Consider the following 17,024-nt stretch of genomic DNA (forward strand, 5'->3'; position numbering starts at 1 on the left):
CAGGGTCAGGGATTGCCACCTGTCGGTGCGAAAGGATCCGTTCCCCCGAAGACCAGACCGACCAGCCCCGTAAGGATGGTCAGCAGGATCAGCCCGACCATGGCCCATCCGAAGATGGCGAAGGTCCGGACGCGCAGAGAGCCTGGCGTCCGCCACCGTCCCAGTCGGCTGTAGACTCCGTAGAGGCTGCGGTCGGCCGGAACAGTGGAGGCGAGGGAACCGGCGACCCGGTCCGCATCGACCCCGCGATCTGGCGTTGAAAAAGGGCCGGGCGGTATGGCGTCCGTCGCGTATGACGCGTCAGACGCCAGTAGGCGCAAGGCGGCTTTTCGCGTGTTGACCCCGAATTTCCGGAGGATTTCGCGGAAGTGTTTGTCGACGGTGTTTTCAGAGATGCCGAGCGCGCGCGCGATCTCCTTGTCGGTCATGGTCGCCGACAGGCGCAGGCATTCTTCCTGCCGTTTCGTCAACCTTTCCGGCATTCCGCGACCCCTCCCGGAGACAGCTAAGTCCGTTAGGTCGTGGCCGTCCAGAGCCTTGATTCTTCACGCGGCTTTCGAGGCGCCGGGACCACGTTCATCCTTAACGCCCCAAGGTAGTGTTGAGCACCTGACAGACAGATGAATGCGTGAGAACGGGCGTTCGGCGCAGGCCGTTCGCGGTATGCGAGTCCGCGCTCCCCGCTTTGTCCGGAGCCGGATTGTTAGAGCGCGTCCCGATGAAAAAGGGCCGTGACAATAATTCGCGGCCCCTTCCGTTCGGTTTGATCGCGACTCAGCCCGGGTCGCCGGGACGTGTGCCGCAGGCGGGGGACGGAGCGTCCTCGATCATGACCGAGCCCGCTCTCACAATCCCGGGATCACTGGCCCGGCGAAGACGCCGCGGGAGCCGCCGGAGCGACGCTCTGGAACAGGGTGCGGGCGAACTGGGTCAGGAGTTGGAGCCAGATGTAGGTCGGCTCCTGCAGCTGGGTGTTTCCGTCGGCGAGCAGCAGGACATCGTACTGGGCCAGGATGGTGGCGTCGGCGCCCGTCGTGGCGGGGGCGACCCAGACCGCCTTCAGATAGCGGTTGTCACGATTCCAGGCGGTGACCTGGGCCTCGGTGATCGGGCCGGTGAAGACGGCGTTGTACTGGATGTCGTCGCAGCGGGTCTGGCAGCCGAACAGGCTGAGGCTCCACGGAAGCGGTTCGTCGGAGACGCGCAGCAGGAAGCCGCCGTCGACCGGCGCGGGGTCTGCGACCGTGCCGCCCAGGCTGGTCAGCCAGGCCTTCACCTCGGCCGGAACCACGCCGCGCTCGGCCGCCGCCGCCGCCGGGGGCGGAGTCTGGGCGACGGCCGGCAGGGCGACGGCGAGCGTCAGGCCGAGAGCGGCGGCGAAGGGGGTCAGGCGGCGCATGGCGATCTCCGTGGGTTCGCGATCAGGTCCGACCGACGAAGCGAAATTGTGGCCACACCCTAAGCCGCTCTTTCGTGCTCAAGCCAGTCCGCCGAGGCCATTTCATTCAGGCGCGAGACCGTCCGCTCGAACTCGAAGGCGCCGACGCCCTCGGTGTAAAGCGCCTCGGGCGGAGCGGCGGCCAGCGCCACCAACCGCGTCTTCGCCTCATACAGGGCGTCGATCAGGGTCACGAAGCGGCGCGCCTCGTGATGGTTGGCGGGGCCCAGGACCGGGACGGCCTCGATGAAGACGGTGTGGAAACGTCCGGCGACGGCCAGATAGTCCTGCGGTCCCAGCGGACGACCGCACAGCTCCTCGAACGTCGCGCGCGCCATGCCGCCGTCGGTCCGCTCGATGACCACGTCACGGCCCAGAACGGTCAGATGCGTCGGACATTCGTGCTGGTCGCCCTTGAGGTCGGACCACAGGGCTTCGAAACCGGCGCGGGCGTCGGCGTCGTTCGGCGCGAACCACATGCGGTCGCCCCTCAGCCGGTCCAGCCGCCAGTCCCGGGCGCCCTGAACCGAGACGACCTCGCACTTCGCCTCGATCATGTCGATGAAGGGCAGGAAGAGCTGGCGGTTGATTCCGTTCAGATAGAGCTGGTCCGGCGCGCGGTTGGAGGTGACGGCCAGAACCACCTTCTTCTCGAACAGGGCTTCGAACAGCCGGCCCAGGATCATGGCGTCGGCGATGTCGGTGACCTGCAACTCATCGAAGCACAGCAGCCGGGCTTCCGAGGCGATCAGGTCGGCCACTGGCTCGATGGGATCGTCGCCCTTGTGTGTCCCGAACACCGCCTGGCGAGCCTTCTTGTCGCCCTTGCGCCACTGGCCGATCAGGTCGTGGATGCGGGCCATGAAGGCATGGAAATGGGCGCGGACCTTCCGCTCTTCCGGCGCGCTGGCGAAGAACAGGTCCATCAGGATGGATTTGCCGCGTCCCGGCGGGCCCCAAAGATAGACGCCGCGCACCTCCGGCCGGGCGCCGAACAGGCCCCGTTTCTCAAGGTCGGCCTCCAGCCGCCCCAGCGCCTCGACCACCGTCACCTGCGACGGATCGGGCGTCAGCCGCCCATCGGCCAAACGACGGTCATAAGCTGTGCGTATGCGAGAGGACATCGTTCTCGGGCTTAACCGTCGCCGTCCCGCCTGAAAAGCGATTGCTTCGCGCCTGCGAAGGGCTACATGCAATCTTGCTTATCCACACCCCCTATCGCGCTCAAGCCGCAAGCCACCGTGTGGCGAGCGTCGGCGCACCAAGGAATATGCTCATGGGCTATCGCGTTGCTGTCGTTGGCGCCACCGGCAATGTCGGTCGGGAGATGATGAACATCATCGAGGAACTGGAATTCCCCGTCGATGAAATGCACGCCATCGCCTCGCGCAAATCCAAAGGCATGGAGGTCTCCTTCGGCGACCGCACGCTGAAGGCCCAGGACCTGGAGCAGTTCGACTTCTCGACCGTTGACCTGGTCCTGATGTCGGCCGGCAGCGGGGTGTCGAAGGAATGGTCCGAAAAGATCGGCAAGGCCGGTCCGATCGTGATCGACAACTCCTCCGCCTTCCGCATGGACCCGGATGTGCCGCTGATCGTGCCGGAAGTGAATCCGGACGACATCAAGCTGGCGAAGAAGAAGAACATCATCGCCAACCCCAACTGCTCGACCGTCCAGCTGGTCGTGGCCCTGAAGCCCCTGCACGACGCCGCCAAGATCAAGCGCGTCGTGGTCTCGACCTATCAGTCGGTGTCGGGCGCCGGGAAGGAAGGCATGGACGAGCTGTGGAACCAGACCAAGGCCATCTACGGCCTGGGCGACGCCACGCCGAAAAAATTCCCCAAGCAGATCGCCTTCAACGTCCTGCCCTTCATCGGCTCGTTCCGCGACGACGGCTACACCGACGAGGAAGCCAAGATGTGGGACGAGACCCACAAGATGCTGGATCCGAACATCAAGCTGACGGTCACTTGCGTCCGCGTGCCGGTCTTCGTCGGCCACTCCGAGTCGGTGACCGTCGAGTTCGACAAGTCGATCAGCCCCGACGAGGCCCGCGCCATCCTGCGTGACGCGCCCGGCGTGCAGGTCATCGATAAGCACGAGGCCGACGGCTACATCACCCCGGTCGACGCCGCCGGCGAGCACGCCGTCTACGTCAGCCGCATCCGCAAGGATCACACGGTCGAGAACGGCCTGTCGTTCTGGGTGGTGTCGGACAACCTGCGCAAGGGCGCGGCCCTGAACGCCGTCCAGATCGCTCAGCTGCTCGATGAGACCGGCACGATCAAATCCTCCAGCGGCTATCGCACCCTGACTGTCTAAGCGTCGGCGCGTCGCCAGACGCAGCCGTTTCCCGCCAGCCTCGCCGCCCTCCCCGGACTAGTCCGTCGGCGAAGGAGAAGCCCATGGCCCCCGCTCCCGGCTCCGACCAGAGCCGTCCCGCCCTGCTGTCCGCCTTCGCCTGCTACACCCTGTGGGGGCTGATGCCCCTGCTGTTCATGGGCCAGCACGCCGTCGGCTTCGACGCGTTCGAGATCCTTGCCCACCGCGCCCTGTGGGCGGTGGTGGTCGCGGGCCTGCTGGTCCTGCTGGCGAAACAGGGCGGCCAGGTCCTGGCGGTCTTCCGCACGCCCAAGGTCCTGGCCTGGCTGTCGCTGTCGACGGTGCTGATCGCGGTGAACTGGGGCATCTACGTCTGGGCGACCACCCACCATTCCACCCTGGAAGCCAGCCTCGGCTACTACATCAACCCGCTGCTCAACATGGTCGTGGGCCTGTGGCTGTTCCGCGAGAAGATCGACAAATGGGGCTGGGTCGCCATCGGCCTGGCCGCCGTCGGCGTCACGCTCCAGGCGGTGGCCCTGGGTCGGCCGCCGTGGATCTCCATAGCCCTGGCCCTGTCGTTCGCCAGCTACGGCGTGATCCGCAAGCGCGTGCCGATCGACGCGCAGGCCGGCCTGCTGGTCGAATGCCTGCTGCTGGCGCCGCTGGGTCTGGTCTGGGTGCTGTGGCTGCAGCACACCGGCGGGGGCGTGGCCTTCGACAGCCCGACGAACACCCTGTGGGCCCTGGTCAACGGGCCGGCGACGGTGCTGCCCCTGGCCCTGTTCGCCTGGTCCGCGCGCCGTCTGCCGCTGTCGACCATCGGCTTCATCCAGTTCCTGGCCCCGACCCTTCAGTTCGCCGTCGGCGTCTGGGCGGGCGAGGCGCTGACAGGGCTTCGCATCGCCTCCTTCGCCTTCATCTGGATCGGCGCTGGCGTGTTCGCGGCGGCCGCCTGGTTCCGGGTGCGCGCCGCGCGTCAGGCGTTGAAGGATTCCGCTGAACCGGCGTAGCGTCGGTTCATGACCCTGTCCAAGAGCCGTAAACACTGGGTGCTGGTCGCCACGGTGCTGGGCAGCAGCCTGACCTTTATCGACGGCTCGGCCCTGGGTGTGGCCCTGCCCGCCATCCAGCGCGATCTGGGCGCCGGGCCCGCCGCCGTGCAGTGGGTGTCGAACGCCTATCTGCTGACCCTGGGCGCCCTGGTGCTGATCGGCGGGGCGGCGGGCGACCGGTTCGGACGGCGCCGGGTCTTCCTGATCGGGGTGGCGCTTTTCGCTCTCGCCTCCGTCGCCTGCGGCCTGGCGCCGAGCGTCGAACTCCTGATCGCGGGGCGGGCGGTGCAGGGGGTCGGCGCGGCCCTGCTGACGCCGGGGGCCCTGGCCGTCATCGGCGCGGTCTTCCCGCCCGAGGAGCGCGGCAAGGCCTTCGGGACCTGGGCCGGGGCGGGCGCCCTGTTCGGCATGATCGGTCCGCTGGTCGGCGGCTGGCTGGCCGATGCGGCGGACTGGCGCTTTATCTTCTGGATCAATGTCCCGCTGGCCGCCCTGACCGCTCTGGTCACCCTGAAGGCCGTGCCCGAAAGCCGGGACGCGGACGCCAAGGGACTGGACTGGCTCGGCGCCGTGCTGGCCATGACCGGGCTGGCCGCCCTGACCTGGGCGCTGACGGCGGCGCCGGACCTGGGCTGGACCGACCCGTGGATCGTCGGCGGCCTGGCGGGCGGAACGGCCCTGCTGGCGGCCTTCCTGTGGGCCGAGGCGCGGGAGAAACACCCGATGATGCCGCTGGGCCTGTTCCGGTCCCCCGTGTTCAGCGGGATCAACCTGCTGACCCTGCTGCTCTATTTCGCGCTGGGCGGGGCGATGTTCTTCCTGCCGTTCCAGCTGATCCGGGTGCACGGCTGGAGCGCGACGATGGCGGGCGCCGCCATGCTGCCCTTCGCCGTGATCATGAGTCTGTTCTCGGGCGCGGCCGGAAAGCTGGCTGACCGGTTCGGGGCGCGGCTGTCGCTGGGGCTGGGCCCCGTCCTGGCCGGCGTCGGCCTGATCCTTCTGGCCATCATGCCGCGCACCGCGGGCTATGTCGGAGGTCCCCTGGCCGGAATGACCGTGCTGGCCGTCGGCATGACGCTGGCGGTCGGACCGCTGACGGCGGCGGTGATGGGCGCCGTTCCCGAAGGCCACACCGGCGTGGCCTCGGGGATCAACAACGCCGTCGCCCGAGTAGCCGGTCTGCTCGCGGTCGCGGCGCTGGGCGTGGTGCTGTCGGCGCAGTTCGCCCACCATGCCGAGGGCCGTGGCGTCGCCCGGGACTTGCTCGGCGCCTTCATGGCGGGAGAGACCGACGACGGCGGGCTGAGGAACGCGTTTCACTGGGGCTACATCTGGGTGATGTTCAGCTGCGCGCTGGCGGCCTTCGCCGCCGGGATCATCGGCGCCCTGACGGCGCCGAAGCGAAGTCAGAGCGCGCCGTAGAGGGCCCCGATCAGCCGCTGGGCGCGCGGGTCGCCGATCAGATAGGCCGACTGGCGGGTCATCACATAGGCCGCCGACAGGCCGCGCGCCGGGTCTGCCAGGACGCAGCTGCCGCCCCAGCCGCAGTGGCCGACCGTGGTCTCGTCCGGGCCGAAGATGTTCAGCCCGTTATTGCGCGTGAAGCCGGCCGCCCAGCCCATGACGAAGGGCAGCACCTTGTCCAGGCCGTGGATGCGCTCGCGCGTCGCGGCGGCGAGGGTTTCCGGCGACAGGATGGTCCGTCCCTCGAACGCGCCGCCGTTGGCGATGACGCCGGCGATGCGGGCCAGGTCATGGGCGGTCCCGTGCAGGTTGGCCGACGGGATCTCGATCGAGCGCCACTCGGCCGAGCCGCGCCCGCCGGGCGACGAGCCCTTGTCCAAGAAGGCGGCGGTCTTGATGGCGTCGATGGTCCCCAGGTCCGTCGCCTTGGCCGGCTTGCGCATCTGCGCCACCCGGTCGTGCTCCGCCTCCGGCAGGCCGATCCACAGGTCGAGGCCGGGGAAGTCCTGCCGCAGCGCCGTGCCCATGGTCCGCCCGTCGACGATGCGGAACAGCTCGCCGGCCAGATAGCCGATGACGATGGGGCTGTAGCCCGAGGCCGTGCCCGGCTCCCACATCGGCGTCTGGGCGCACAGTCGGGCCAGGGTCGCCTCGCGGTCGAACCAGATCGCCGGATCCTCGGTGGTGTCGAACCCCGGCAGACCCGCCTGGTGGCTCATCATCTGGCCGACGGTGATGCGATCCTTGCCCGCCTGTCCGAAGGCCGGCCAGTAGCTGGCGACCGTCGCCTCATAGTCCAGCAGGCCGCGCTCGACGCAGGTGGCGATCAGCAGGGCCATGACCGCCTTGCCGGTCGAGAAGACGGGCGTCAGGGTCCGCTCGCCGAACGGAACCGTCTTCGCCGCGTCGGCCCAGCCGCCCCACAGGTCGACGATCACCTCGCCGCCCCTGCAGACGCTGAACCGCGCGCCCTGCTCGTTCAGCCCCTCGGGCGCATCGGTGAAGTTGGCCGCGAAGGCGTCCTTCACGGCGGCGAATTCGGGCGGGCAGACGCCGTGGATGTCGGGCAGGTCGGTCATGCGGTCCTCCTACCGGCCTCGCCCGCGTCCGTCACTCCCGCCGATCCGCCGAGGCGTTCCGCGCCGCCTCGAACTCGGCGCCTGCGTTCCATTGCGGCCACTCCCGGCTGTCGGCCAGGTCGCGGCCAACGGCGTAGAGCAGGTTCACGTCCACGGCGGCGGCGTCCATCACCCAGTCCGGCGTCCACTCGTCCGAAGGCTGATGATAGCGGTTCTGGACGTAGTCCCGGCTGGCGGCGTTGTGGCCGGTGAAGCCGGCGGCGGCGAACAGGGCCGGGACGCCCATCTTGGCCAGCGGGAAGTGGTCGGAGCGGTAGAAGCCGCCGGCCTGGGGCGCGGGGTCGGGGATCAGGCGGCGGCCCTGTTCGGTCGCCCGGCGTTCGATCCAGGCGTCGGTCTGGCTCTTGCCGGCGCCGATGACGACGATCTCGGGCGAGACCTCCGTGCCCGGAAGGAAGCTGTCCATATTGATGTTGGCGACCGTGGTCTCCAGCGACCAGACCGGATTGGCGGCGTAGTATTCCGCGCCCAGCAGCCCCGCCTCCTCTGCGGTCCAGGCGGCGAAGACCACCGAGCGCTGCGGCGGCGGGCCTTCCTTGAACAGCCGCGCCAGTTCCAGCACGGCGGCCACGCCGGTCGCGTTGTCCACGGCGCCGTTATAGATGTCGTCGCCGTTCTTCGGCGTGGCGCGGCCATAGGCGTCCCAGTGGGCGCCGTAGAGCACCGTCTCGTCCGGATGCTCCGACCCCGGAATGCGGGCCAGGATGTTGCGGCTTTCGATGTTGGCGTGGGTCTGGCCGAAGTCGATCGACATCGTCACCCCGGGCAGTGCGACCGGCCGGAACTCCGGCGTACGGGCCTGATCGCGCAGGGCGGCGTAGTCGAGACCCGCGTCGCGGATCAGCTGTTCCGCCACCGCGCCCTGGATCCACCCTTGGGCCGGCACGCGCTCGGCCTCCCAGTTGGTCCGCACGATGTCGAAGTCGGGCGCGGTGGAGGAGTTCTCCAACACGCTCCAGCCATAGCCGGCGCCGGCGGTGTCGTGGATGACCAGAACGCCCGCGGCCCCCTGCCGCGCCGCCTCCTGGAATTTGTAGGTCCAGCGACCGTAGAAGGTCATCGCATTGCCGTCGAACCGGTCCGTCACAGGGTGGCCCTCGGGCGCGCCGAAGTCGGGGTCGTTGACGATGACGAGCAGGATCTTGCCCCGCACATCGACGTCCTTGAAGTCGTCCCAGTTCCGCTCGGGCGCATCGACGCCGTAGCCGGCGAAGATCACCGGGGCGTCGGCGACGGTGATGCGGTCGACGGGCCGGTCGCTGGCCACGAGGATCTGCGGACCCCGCTCCAGCGTCCGGGTCGCGCCGCCGACGGTGGCCGTGATGACGGCGGGTCCGTCCTGCTGGGTGCGGCTGAGATGGGCGGTCTGCACCCATTGGCCGTCCGGTCCCCCCGGCTCGAGGCCGAGCGCCCGGAATTGCGCCACTACATAGTCGACGGTCTTCTGTTCGCCCGGCGTGGCCACGCCCCGGCCTTCGAATTCATCCGAGGCGAGGACGCGGGTGTATTCGTTGAGGCGGGCTGGGTTGGCCTGCTGGGCCCAGGACAGACTGGGGGCGGCGCTCGCGAGACAGAGCAGCGCCGTGGCCGAAACGAGGATCGATCTCAGGCGCATGCGGATACTCCGGGCGGTCAGGACGGGCGGTCACCCTGCCCCGCGGGACCCAGCCAGTCCAGCAGCCCGTCCGCCGCGACCACGCCCGACGCCAGGCTGGCCTGAAGCAGATAGCCGCCTGTCGGAGCCTCCCAGTCCAGCATCTCGCCGGCCACGAAGACGCCCGGCAGGGCCTTGAGCATCAGCCGATCGTCGACCTGGTCCAGACGGACGCCCCCCGCCGAGGAAATGGCCCGCTCCAGCCCCTGCACCCCGGTCAGGGTCAGGCGCACCGCCTTGATCCGCCGGGCCAGCTTGTCGGCGCCTTCCGGGATCGCGCCCGGGATTTCCCGCATCAGTCCGACCGCCGCAGGCGACAGGCCGCCCGCCTTGCGCAGCCAGTTGGTGACGCTGTCCTTGCCGCGCGCCCGGGTCAGCCGGGCCGCGAGTTGTTCGATGGTCAGGTCGGGGCGGAGATCGACCGCCACCGTCGCGGCGCCGTCGCGCGCGATGGCGTCGCGCAGGGCGGCGGACAGGGCGTAGACCACCCCGCCCTCCAGTCCGTAGCGGGTCAGCATCAGATCGCCGCGCACGGTCTGGCCATCGTGGGTCAGGCTGATGGTCTTCAGCGGCTCGCCCGCGAACCGCTCGATCAGGACCTCGCTCCACGCCACGTCGAAGCCGACGTTGGAGGGGCGGAAATCCGCGACCTCGACTCCCGCCGTGCGCAGATCGTCCGCCCAGCTCCCGTCCGAACCCAGACGCGGCCAACTGGCTCCACCGAGCGCCAGAACCACGGCGTCGGCCTGTTCGACGGTCTCGCCGTTCGGGGTGGCGAAGACCCAGCCGCCGTCGCGGCGGCCGGTCCAGCGCGAACGGGTCCGCACCTCGACGCCCAGGTCCGACAGCCGGCCCAGCCAAGCCCGCAGAAGGGGGGAGGCCTTCATCGCCCTGGGGAACACCCGGCCCGAGGAGCCGGTGAAGGTCGCCTGTCCCAGACCCTCCGCCCAGCCGATCAGGCGGGTGGGGGAGAAGCGGTCCAGCCAGGCCGAGACCGCCGGCGCGGCCTCATTGTAGCGGCCCAGGAAGCTGTCCAGCGGCTCGGAGTGGGTCAGGTTCAGGCCGCCGCGTCCGGCCATCAGGAATTTGCGAGCGACCGACGGCATGGCCTCGTGGACCACGACGCGGACGCCGCCGCCGGCCAGCCGTTCGGCGGCCATCAGGCCCGCGGGTCCGGCGCCGATCACATGGACGGTCTTCATCACGGTTTTGCTTTCGATCGGACGGGCGGGACCTCAAGCGCGGTTCGGGCCGCCGCGCAACCTCAGACCGCCGCGCGCTCGCGCTCGCCCGGAGCGTTGGGATCGGGCGCGGTAGCGGGTTTGCGCGTGTCCTGGCGGCGCGGCAGCCGCCAGGTCTGGCTGGGCTCGAACCGCTCGCCGGTCCAGGCGATCGCCGTCACCGTGATCTCGTGGGCGTCCCATTCGATCTGGTTGAAGCCGGCCGGAACCCCCCGCTCGCGGTGCGACAGCGTCCCGCAGCCGACCGCATAGGAGCAGTGGTCGCCCAGGTTGATCGGCAGGGCGAAGGGCACATGGACGTGGCCCGTGGTGATGAGATCGACCCCGGCCTCGGCGAAGATCAGCGCCGCCTCGTCGCCGCGCTTCACATCGCCGGTCATGGGCGTGCCGATCATCTCGACCAGCGGATGATGGCAGGCCAGCACGCGCAGGGCGCCGACCGGGGCCTGCCGCAGGGCTTCGGCGGCCTTGCGGGTCTGATCCAGGTCGATGACGCCCTTGGACCAGTTGGCACGGGCCTGCCAGCCGCGCGCCGTCACCACGCCGCGCACCATGAGGTCGGGGCTGAGGAACTGGTGATCGTGGGCCGGATGTCCGGTGGCCTTCTCAAACGCCTTCCACGGATGGAACAGGCGCGCGGTCAGGCTCCAGTAGGGCACGTCGTGATTGCCGACGATGACGAAGCGCGGGTCTGGCATGCGCCGGATCCACTCGCCCGCCGCGGCGAACTCGTCAGGGAAGCCCTGCTGGGTGATGTCGCCGGTGATCAGGATCAGGTCGGCCGGGTGGGCATGGGCGTAGTCGAGCGCGGCGGCGCAGGCGTGGCGATGCTCGCAGCCGAAATGGATGTCAGAGAACTGGAGGATACGCCCCACTAGACGGCGTCCTCCGCCGCCGGCGGGATGGGCGCCAGCGCCTGGAAGGCCTTGGGAATGAAGCGCACCTTGGCCTCATGCCGCAGCAGCACCGGCTCGCCGTCGATGACGGCCGGGATGCGCGAACGGGCGCGGATCGTGACGTTCCGGGTGGCGCGGGTGGTCACCGCCGGATCCTGTCGCCAGTCGTCCATCACCGCATGCGCCGCCAGACGGAAGGCTTCCATGGCGTCGCTGGGGTTCATGGCCGCAGCCTCCAGCCCGGTGTTCTCCTCCATGGCGCGCGAGATCATCGGGCTGATCAGGACCAGGGCCTCTGCGCGGCGCTCGGGCCGCTGGTCCAGCGAGAAGCGCAGGCGGCCGCTGAACGCCCGCTTGAAGGCCCGGCGGGCGTAGAGCCAGGCCAGTTTCAGCTTGCCGGTCCGCATGGCCTCGCGGGCGGGCGCCCACAGCGCCGGCGAGCCCATGATGGCCGCGCAATAGAAGGCCTGTTTGACCTCGCCGTCCGTGACCTCGCCGCCCGCGACGCACTGGGGCGCGCCCTCCTCGAGGGCTTTCTGGAGCGCCAGCTTCCAGTCGGCGGTGCCGTACAGCGCCCGCGGCAGCATGTTCATGGTGCCGCCGGGCAGGGGCGCGACAAGGGGGCCGTCCGGACCGGCGCGCGAGGCGATCGTGCCAGCGGTGCCGTCGCCCGCCAGCACGAACAGGACGTCGGGCCTGGCGTCGAGCGCATCCTGGATCTGCTGGTCGAACTGGTCGCCTTCCAGCGACACCACCGAGGCGTCACAGGCGTACTGGGACAGGATGGCCTCGGCCTCCGCCACCGCGCGCGAGCCCACGCCGCCGGACAGCGGATTGACCAGCATGATCACCCGCGACAGCTCCAGATGGGGCGTCAGCGGGCGTGGTTCGACGACCGCATCCGGAGATGCGGCCGCCGGATCGGAAACCGTAGCCGTTGTCGTGCTCATGCCGCCCGAACGTCCCGCGACGGGGGATGTTCCGGCGGCGCGAGGCCCCGCGGCGCCGGTTATTTCTTGAGTTCGTCGGTGGCGGCGGCGGCGCCGGCCTGGGCCGCGTCACCCGCCTTGCCGGCCGCGGCGCCGGCGGCGTCGACCGCCTCGTCAGCGACCTTGGGCGCCTCGCCCTTCACGGCGGCCACGGCGCTGGAGATCCAGCCGTCCATGATCGCGCCGCCTTCAGCCAGCGACCGTTCCTTGACGCCCAGCACGGCCGTCAGAACGCCGAACACCGCCAGCAGGGTCACGATGACGCCCACCAGGGGATTGGCCCCGCGCCGACGCCTGGTGCGCGCCCATACCGGGCTGTGCTCGCCATCGTCCGCCATACGAACCGGTTCAGAAAAACGCATACGAAACCCCCGTCTCACCCGAAAATCCCGACGCGCGCCCTCCGCGCCGCCGGAACCAAGCCTAATACAGGCTTAACCTTCGTCATAGGCCGGGGAACCGTGACGCTTATCCAGCGTTCTCACCCACGGGGCGAACCCGAGGGATGTGAGGAACACACCATGAAGAAGGCGATCATCGCGATTGCGGCCGCCGGCATGATGGCTTCGGCCTGCGCCAGCGACGGCTACGGCGGCTCGAATGAAACGGTCCGTCAGGGCGCCATCGGCGCCGGCATCGGCGCTGTCGCCGGCGCCATCATCGGCAACAACGTAGGTAACGGCAACGCCGGCACCGGCGCGGCCATCGGCGCTGTCGTCGGCGGCGCCGCCGGTGCGATCCGCGGCTCGTCGCAAGACCGCGCCAACCAGCGCCGTTACAGCGACAGCCAAGGCCGGTACTACTATTGCTACGACGGCCGTCAGGACGAGTGCTATTGGGAAAACGGTCAGCGCCGCCGCTAGGGAGCGCGGGCCTTTAGCCTGAAGTTCCGGGGCGGTTCGTCGGCGACGAGCCGCCCTTTTTCTTGCGCCGCCCGGGGCTGGGCGGAGGAGACAGGGGATGCCTATGAAACGTCTGATCATCATCACGACCGCCGCGGCGGCCCTGGCCGGGTGCGGCTGGACGCCGGGCATGCGGGACCGCAGCGAATTGGTCGCCGAGCCGTCGGCGTGCTCGACGAAGCGGTTCGAGGTCTATTTCGCCGAGAACGAGGCGCGGCTGACCAATCCGGCGCTGCAGGCCATCGGCCTGACGGCGACGCAGCTGCAGGGCTGCGACATCAAGCGGGTGCAGGTGCTGGGCCTGGCCTCGGCCACCGGCGACGTGGCCTCGAACCTGAGCCTGTCCGAACGCCGGGCCGTGGCGGTGGCCGAGGCGCTGGCGGCCGCCGGATGGCCGACCCCGGCCTTCGAGCTGGGCGCGGTCGGCGACGCGGGCGCGACCACGACGGCGGGCGCCAACGAGCCCATGCGCCGCCGCACCGAGGTGCTGGTCGAAGCCGCGCCCCGCGGACGCTGATCCGGAACGCTGAGGCGACCTGACGCTGGCGGCGGACAGTGACGGCGGGGGGCTGGGGCGGCTAAGGTCCCCGCTTCCCGAGCGAGAGACCGTCGCGTGCGCCGCCTGCTGTTCCGTTTCCTGATCCTGACCGGCCTGCTGCTGGCCCCCGCCATGGCTTGGGCGCAGGCCGGCCCCCAGCGCAGCGAGCGCATCGAGGCAGAGCTGGTCTCGATGAGCCGCTGGGCCGCGCCGGGTTCGACCGCCGTGGTGGCGATCCGTCAGGACATCCAGCCCGGCTGGCATACCTACTGGCGCAATCCGGGCGATTCCGGCGGCGCGACCACCCTGAACTGGACCCTGCCCAACGGCGTGCGCGCCGGCGAGATCGTCTGGCCCCTGCCCGAGCGGCAGCGGCTGCAGGGGCTGGTCAACTACGGCTATGAGGGCAAGGTCTATCTGCCGGTGCCGGTCGAGATTCCCGCCGACGCCCGGCCCGGCTCGACCCTGCCGCTATCGGTGAAGGCCCTGTTCCTGGTCTGCAGCGCCGAGATGTGCGTGCCGGACGAACTGACCCTGAACATGGACCTGCCCATCCGCGAGGGCGCCGCGCCCCAGGATTCCGCCCACGGCGCGGCCATCGCCCGGGTTTTGGAACAGGCCCCGCGCCCGGCCGGGATCACCGCCCGGGCGACGCTGGACAACGGCGTCCTGACCCTGACCGCGACCGGCGGGCCGCTGGCGGGCAAGGATCCGGGCGCCGGCTACTTCTTCCCATACGCCGCCGGGACCATCGACCACGCCGCCGCGCAGACGGGCTCATGGGGCCCGAACGGACTGACGTTGGTGCTGGGCGCGGGCGGCAAGGTCCTGGCCGGAGGGTTGACCGGCCCGGTGTCGGGCGTTCTGGCCACCTCAGAAGGGGCGTTCGAGATCACCGCCGAGCCGGGTCCCGTCCTGCCGGGCGCGACCGGGTCGGGCGACCTTGCCGCCCTGCCCGACGCGGCCCCGGCGGCGCAGGCCCCGGGGACCGGCTGGGCCGTCTTCGCCCAGGCCATGGCCTTCGCCCTGCTGGGCGGGCTGATCCTGAACCTGATGCCCTGCGTCTTCCCCATCCTGGCGATGAAGGCGGCGGCGCTGGCGGCCTCGGCTCACAACGCCCGGCGCTCGCGGATCGACGGGCTGGCCTTCCTGGCGGGCGTTCTCGTCACCTTCCTGGTCCTGGCGGGCGTGCTGCTGGGCCTGAGGGCGGCCGGCGAGGCGATCGGCTGGGGCTTCCAGCTGCAGTCGCCGCCGGTGACGGCGGGACTGGCCGTGCTGATGCTGGCCGTGGCCCTGAACCTGTCAGGGGTCTTCCACGTCGGGGCCGGGCTGCAGGGCGCCGGGTCCGGTCCGCTGGCCCGCCTGCCGGGCGGGATCGGCGCCTTCTTCACCGGGGCGCTGGCCGTGATCGTGGCCGCGCCCTGCACGGCGCCCTTCATGGCCTTCGCCCTGGGCGCCGCCCTGCTGATGCCGTGGCCGATGGCGCTGGCGGTCTTCCTGATGCTGGGGCTGGGCCTGGCCCTGCCCTATGTGCTGGTCAGCCTGAGCCCGCGCCTGCTGGCCAGGCTGCCGCGCCCCGGCGCCTGGATGGAGCGGCTGAAAGGCCTGCTGGCCTTCCCCATGTACGGCGCCGCCCTGTGGCTGGCCTGGGTGTTCAGCCGCCAGACCGGAGCGGACGCCCTGGGCCTGCTGTTCGTGGCCGGACTGCTGGCGGCGGCGGGTCTGTGGCTGGTCGGCGCCGGTCAGGGGCAACAGGCGCTGGGCCGACGCGGCGTGATCCATGCGACGGCGGGTCTGGTCTTGCTGGTGCTGGCGGGCGGAGCCCTGACGCTGGCCGTGCGAGCGCCGGTCGAAGCCGCCGCCGATCCCGCCGGACCCGAGGCGGCCGCCTGGTCGGCGCCGGCCGTCGACGCCGCGCTGGCGCAAGGCCGCCCCGTGCTGGTCAACTTCACCGCCGACTGGTGCGTGACCTGCAAGATCAACGAGCGCACCGCCCTGGGCGCGCCGGGGGTGAAGCGGGCGATGGAACAGACCAACGCCGTCTACCTGGTCGGGGACTGGACGCGGCGCGATGACGCAATCACCGCCGAGCTGCAGCGCCGGGGCCGCTCCGGCGTTCCTCTTTATCTGCTGTACCGGCCCGGACAGGCGGAGCCCGAAGTCCTGCCCCAGTTGCTGACCGAGGGCGTCGTCGTCGAGGCCCTGACCCGCCGCTGAAGGAGACCGCCATGATCCGCCTGACCGTCGCCGCTCTCGCCGTTCTCGCCCTGGCCGCCTGCCAGCAGCCCGCCGCCGCGCCGGAGAAGGCGAAGGCTCCGGCCCCGGCGGCCGCTCCGGGCGCGATGCCGATGGCCGGTCAGGCCGCTCCGGCCTTCACCCTGGTCGACGCCGAAGGCGCGCCGCGTTCCCTGGCCGACTACCGCGGGAAGGTGGTGGTGCTGGAGTGGACCAATGAGGGCTGTCCCTATGTGAAGAAGCACTACTCCGGCGCCATGCAGGCGCTGCAGCGCGAGGCCGTCGAGGACGGCGTCGTCTGGCTGAGCGTCATCTCCTCGGCGCCGGGGACGCAGGGCTATGTGACCGGAGACGACGCGCGCGGCTGGAAGGCCCGGACCGGAGCCAACTCGACCCATCTGCTGCTGGATCCGACGGGCCAGGTCGGCAAGCTGTACGGGGCCAGGACCACGCCGGACATGCGGATCATCGATCGCGAGGGGCGGCTGGTCTATGTCGGCGGCATCGACGACAAGCCGACCACCGATACGGCCGACCTGCAGGGCGCGACCAATTTCGTGCGCCGGGCCCTGGACGATCTGGCGTCGGGCAACCCCATGCGCACCGCCTTCGCCACCCCTTACGGGTGCTCGGTGAAGTATGCGGAGACGGCGGAGACCTAGACCGGCGGCGCGGGCGGGGCGGTGATGACCTCGACGTTGTCGTTCAGCAGATAGGCCAGCTCATCCAGGGCCACGCGGCGGGCGGCGGGCGAAGCGGCGGATTCCACGGCCTCGACCTTTTTCGGCATGTCTTCCGAAATGCCGCGCAGGATGCATTTCAGGTCGCCGTCGGTGCCGCGTTCCTTGAGGATCAGGTGACCCTGCATGTCCAGCGCGGCCAGTTCGGCGGCGCGCGCCTTGAAACCGGTGAAGATCGCGCCGGTCAGGAAGTTGGGCTCGTCGGCGGCGCCCGAGGCCATCCAGTCGCGGACGACGCCGCGCAGGTCGCCCGAGCGGGAGATGATGTCGGCGAACAGGGGCTCGCCGGCGACCGAGACCGGTGCATCGGCGGCGGGCGGCGGCAGGGCCGCGGCGGCGGCCACGTTCGGATCGGTGAGCAGCAGGGAAATGGCCAGGGCGACGCCGCAAGACATGGCGAACCTCAATTG

General features: G+C 70.3%; 17 protein-coding genes. 7 read left to right on the plus strand and 10 right to left on the minus strand.

Features of this window, described 5'->3' with window-relative positions; genetic code table 11:
- Positions 1-5 precede the first annotated feature (5 nt).
- The 3 genes from AC3WRV_RS02420 to zapE all read right to left on the minus strand — a co-directional run bounded on the left by AC3WRV_RS02420 (position 6) and on the right by zapE (position 2,562).
- Entirely contained in the window at positions 6-482 is a 477-nt protein-coding gene (locus AC3WRV_RS02420) for a helix-turn-helix domain-containing protein (protein WP_291834901.1), read from the minus strand.
- Between the two features lie 377 nt (positions 483-859).
- Positions 860-1,399: a type III secretion system chaperone family protein gene (locus AC3WRV_RS02425; RefSeq protein ID WP_492312013.1), complete on the minus strand. Its 540-nt coding sequence runs from the start codon at positions 1,397-1,399 to the stop codon at positions 860-862.
- A gap of 59 nt (positions 1,400-1,458) precedes the next feature.
- Positions 1,459-2,562 carry a cell division protein ZapE gene (gene zapE, locus AC3WRV_RS02430; protein WP_492312014.1) on the minus strand — a complete coding sequence of 368 codons (1,104 nt, stop codon included), beginning with the start codon at positions 2,560-2,562 and terminating at the stop codon, positions 1,459-1,461.
- Positions 2,563-2,714: 152 nt separating this feature from the next.
- Here zapE and AC3WRV_RS02435 point away from each other — a divergent pair, with 152 nt between their 5' ends.
- The 3 genes from AC3WRV_RS02435 (at position 2,715) to AC3WRV_RS02445 (ending at position 6,238) form a co-directional block, all read left to right on the plus strand.
- A complete protein-coding gene (locus tag AC3WRV_RS02435; protein ID WP_291834893.1) occupies positions 2,715-3,761 on the plus strand; it encodes an aspartate-semialdehyde dehydrogenase in 1,047 nt (348 codons plus the stop codon).
- An 83-nt stretch (positions 3,762-3,844) separates the two neighbouring features.
- Positions 3,845-4,774, plus strand: a complete 930-nt coding sequence (rarD, locus tag AC3WRV_RS02440) for an EamA family transporter RarD (RefSeq protein WP_492312015.1) — start codon at positions 3,845-3,847, stop codon at positions 4,772-4,774.
- A 9-nt stretch (positions 4,775-4,783) separates the two neighbouring features.
- The gene (locus AC3WRV_RS02445) at positions 4,784-6,238 is read left to right on the plus strand and encodes an MFS transporter (protein ID WP_492312016.1); all 1,455 of its coding nucleotides are present in this window, start codon (positions 4,784-4,786) and stop codon (positions 6,236-6,238) included.
- Here AC3WRV_RS02445 and AC3WRV_RS02450 read toward each other — a convergent pair.
- From AC3WRV_RS02450 to AC3WRV_RS02475, 6 genes are all read right to left on the minus strand, one after another.
- Positions 6,223-7,359 carry a serine hydrolase domain-containing protein gene (locus AC3WRV_RS02450; RefSeq protein WP_492312017.1) on the minus strand — a complete coding sequence of 379 codons (1,137 nt, stop codon included), beginning with the start codon at positions 7,357-7,359 and terminating at the stop codon, positions 6,223-6,225. The two genes, AC3WRV_RS02445 and AC3WRV_RS02450, sit on opposite strands and share 16 nt — an antisense overlap.
- Before the next feature lie 31 nt (positions 7,360-7,390).
- Positions 7,391-9,034: a M20/M25/M40 family metallo-hydrolase gene (locus tag AC3WRV_RS02455; RefSeq protein WP_492312018.1), complete on the minus strand. Its 1,644-nt coding sequence runs from the start codon at positions 9,032-9,034 to the stop codon at positions 7,391-7,393.
- A 17-nt stretch (positions 9,035-9,051) separates the two neighbouring features.
- Positions 9,052-10,275, minus strand: coding sequence for a BaiN/RdsA family NAD(P)/FAD-dependent oxidoreductase (locus tag AC3WRV_RS02460; RefSeq protein WP_492312712.1), 1,224 nt, complete (start codon positions 10,273-10,275; stop codon positions 9,052-9,054).
- Between the two features lie 62 nt (positions 10,276-10,337).
- Positions 10,338-11,189, minus strand: a complete 852-nt coding sequence (locus tag AC3WRV_RS02465) for a metallophosphoesterase family protein (protein ID WP_492312019.1) — start codon at positions 11,187-11,189, stop codon at positions 10,338-10,340.
- Complete coding sequence (locus tag AC3WRV_RS02470; RefSeq protein WP_291837003.1) at positions 11,189-12,160, minus strand: diacylglycerol/lipid kinase family protein; 972 nt, start codon at positions 12,158-12,160, stop codon at positions 11,189-11,191. Before AC3WRV_RS02470 ends, AC3WRV_RS02465 begins: the two co-directional genes overlap by 1 nt.
- A gap of 59 nt (positions 12,161-12,219) precedes the next feature.
- Positions 12,220-12,561 carry a hypothetical protein gene (locus AC3WRV_RS02475; RefSeq protein ID WP_291837001.1) on the minus strand — a complete coding sequence of 114 codons (342 nt, stop codon included), beginning with the start codon at positions 12,559-12,561 and terminating at the stop codon, positions 12,220-12,222.
- 159 nt (positions 12,562-12,720) lie between these two features.
- On the opposite strand from AC3WRV_RS02475, the gene AC3WRV_RS02480 reads away from it, so the two are divergent.
- From AC3WRV_RS02480 to AC3WRV_RS02495, 4 genes are all read left to right on the plus strand, one after another.
- Positions 12,721-13,062, plus strand: a complete 342-nt coding sequence (locus AC3WRV_RS02480; RefSeq protein WP_291836999.1) for a YMGG-like glycine zipper-containing protein — start codon at positions 12,721-12,723, stop codon at positions 13,060-13,062.
- 97 nt (positions 13,063-13,159) lie between these two features.
- Positions 13,160-13,618 carry an OmpA family protein gene (locus AC3WRV_RS02485; RefSeq protein ID WP_492312020.1) on the plus strand — a complete coding sequence of 153 codons (459 nt, stop codon included), beginning with the start codon at positions 13,160-13,162 and terminating at the stop codon, positions 13,616-13,618.
- A 96-nt stretch (positions 13,619-13,714) separates the two neighbouring features.
- Positions 13,715-15,856 (plus strand): protein-disulfide reductase DsbD family protein, encoded by a 2,142-nt coding sequence (locus tag AC3WRV_RS02490; protein WP_492312021.1) that lies wholly within the window; start codon positions 13,715-13,717, stop codon positions 15,854-15,856.
- 11 nt (positions 15,857-15,867) lie between these two features.
- Complete coding sequence (locus AC3WRV_RS02495; protein ID WP_492312022.1) at positions 15,868-16,536, plus strand: thioredoxin family protein; 669 nt, start codon at positions 15,868-15,870, stop codon at positions 16,534-16,536.
- On the opposite strand, the gene AC3WRV_RS02500 is transcribed toward AC3WRV_RS02495, so the two are convergent.
- Complete coding sequence (locus tag AC3WRV_RS02500; RefSeq protein ID WP_291836994.1) at positions 16,533-17,009, minus strand: hypothetical protein; 477 nt, start codon at positions 17,007-17,009, stop codon at positions 16,533-16,535. The two genes, AC3WRV_RS02495 and AC3WRV_RS02500, sit on opposite strands and share 4 nt — an antisense overlap.
- Positions 17,010-17,024 lie beyond the last annotated feature (15 nt).

The organism is Brevundimonas sp. EU05-FHT14B11 (assembly GCF_058790835.1).

Excerpts from the sequence above, each read along its gene's own strand:
- AC3WRV_RS02420 (WP_291834901.1), bottom strand. The coding sequence starts at position 482 with ATGCCGGAAAGGTTGACGAAACGGCAGGAAGAATGCCTGCGCCTGTCG.
- AC3WRV_RS02425 (WP_492312013.1), bottom strand. The coding sequence starts at position 1,399 with ATGCGCCGCCTGACCCCCTTCGCCGCCGCTCTCGGCCTGACGCTCGCC.
- zapE (WP_492312014.1), bottom strand. The coding sequence starts at position 2,562 with ATGTCCTCTCGCATACGCACAGCTTATGACCGTCGTTTGGCCGATGGG.
- AC3WRV_RS02435 (WP_291834893.1), top strand. The coding sequence starts at position 2,715 with ATGGGCTATCGCGTTGCTGTCGTTGGCGCCACCGGCAATGTCGGTCGG.
- rarD (WP_492312015.1), top strand. The coding sequence starts at position 3,845 with ATGGCCCCCGCTCCCGGCTCCGACCAGAGCCGTCCCGCCCTGCTGTCC.
- AC3WRV_RS02445 (WP_492312016.1), top strand. The coding sequence starts at position 4,784 with ATGACCCTGTCCAAGAGCCGTAAACACTGGGTGCTGGTCGCCACGGTG.
- AC3WRV_RS02450 (WP_492312017.1), bottom strand. The coding sequence starts at position 7,359 with ATGACCGACCTGCCCGACATCCACGGCGTCTGCCCGCCCGAATTCGCC.
- AC3WRV_RS02455 (WP_492312018.1), bottom strand. The coding sequence starts at position 9,034 with ATGCGCCTGAGATCGATCCTCGTTTCGGCCACGGCGCTGCTCTGTCTC.
- AC3WRV_RS02460 (WP_492312712.1), bottom strand. The coding sequence starts at position 10,275 with ATGAAGACCGTCCATGTGATCGGCGCCGGACCCGCGGGCCTGATGGCC.
- AC3WRV_RS02470 (WP_291837003.1), bottom strand. The coding sequence starts at position 12,160 with ATGAGCACGACAACGGCTACGGTTTCCGATCCGGCGGCCGCATCTCCG.
- AC3WRV_RS02475 (WP_291837001.1), bottom strand. The coding sequence starts at position 12,561 with ATGCGTTTTTCTGAACCGGTTCGTATGGCGGACGATGGCGAGCACAGC.
- AC3WRV_RS02480 (WP_291836999.1), top strand. The coding sequence starts at position 12,721 with ATGAAGAAGGCGATCATCGCGATTGCGGCCGCCGGCATGATGGCTTCG.
- AC3WRV_RS02485 (WP_492312020.1), top strand. The coding sequence starts at position 13,160 with ATGCCTATGAAACGTCTGATCATCATCACGACCGCCGCGGCGGCCCTG.
- AC3WRV_RS02495 (WP_492312022.1), top strand. The coding sequence starts at position 15,868 with ATGATCCGCCTGACCGTCGCCGCTCTCGCCGTTCTCGCCCTGGCCGCC.
- AC3WRV_RS02500 (WP_291836994.1), bottom strand. The coding sequence starts at position 17,009 with ATGTCTTGCGGCGTCGCCCTGGCCATTTCCCTGCTGCTCACCGATCCG.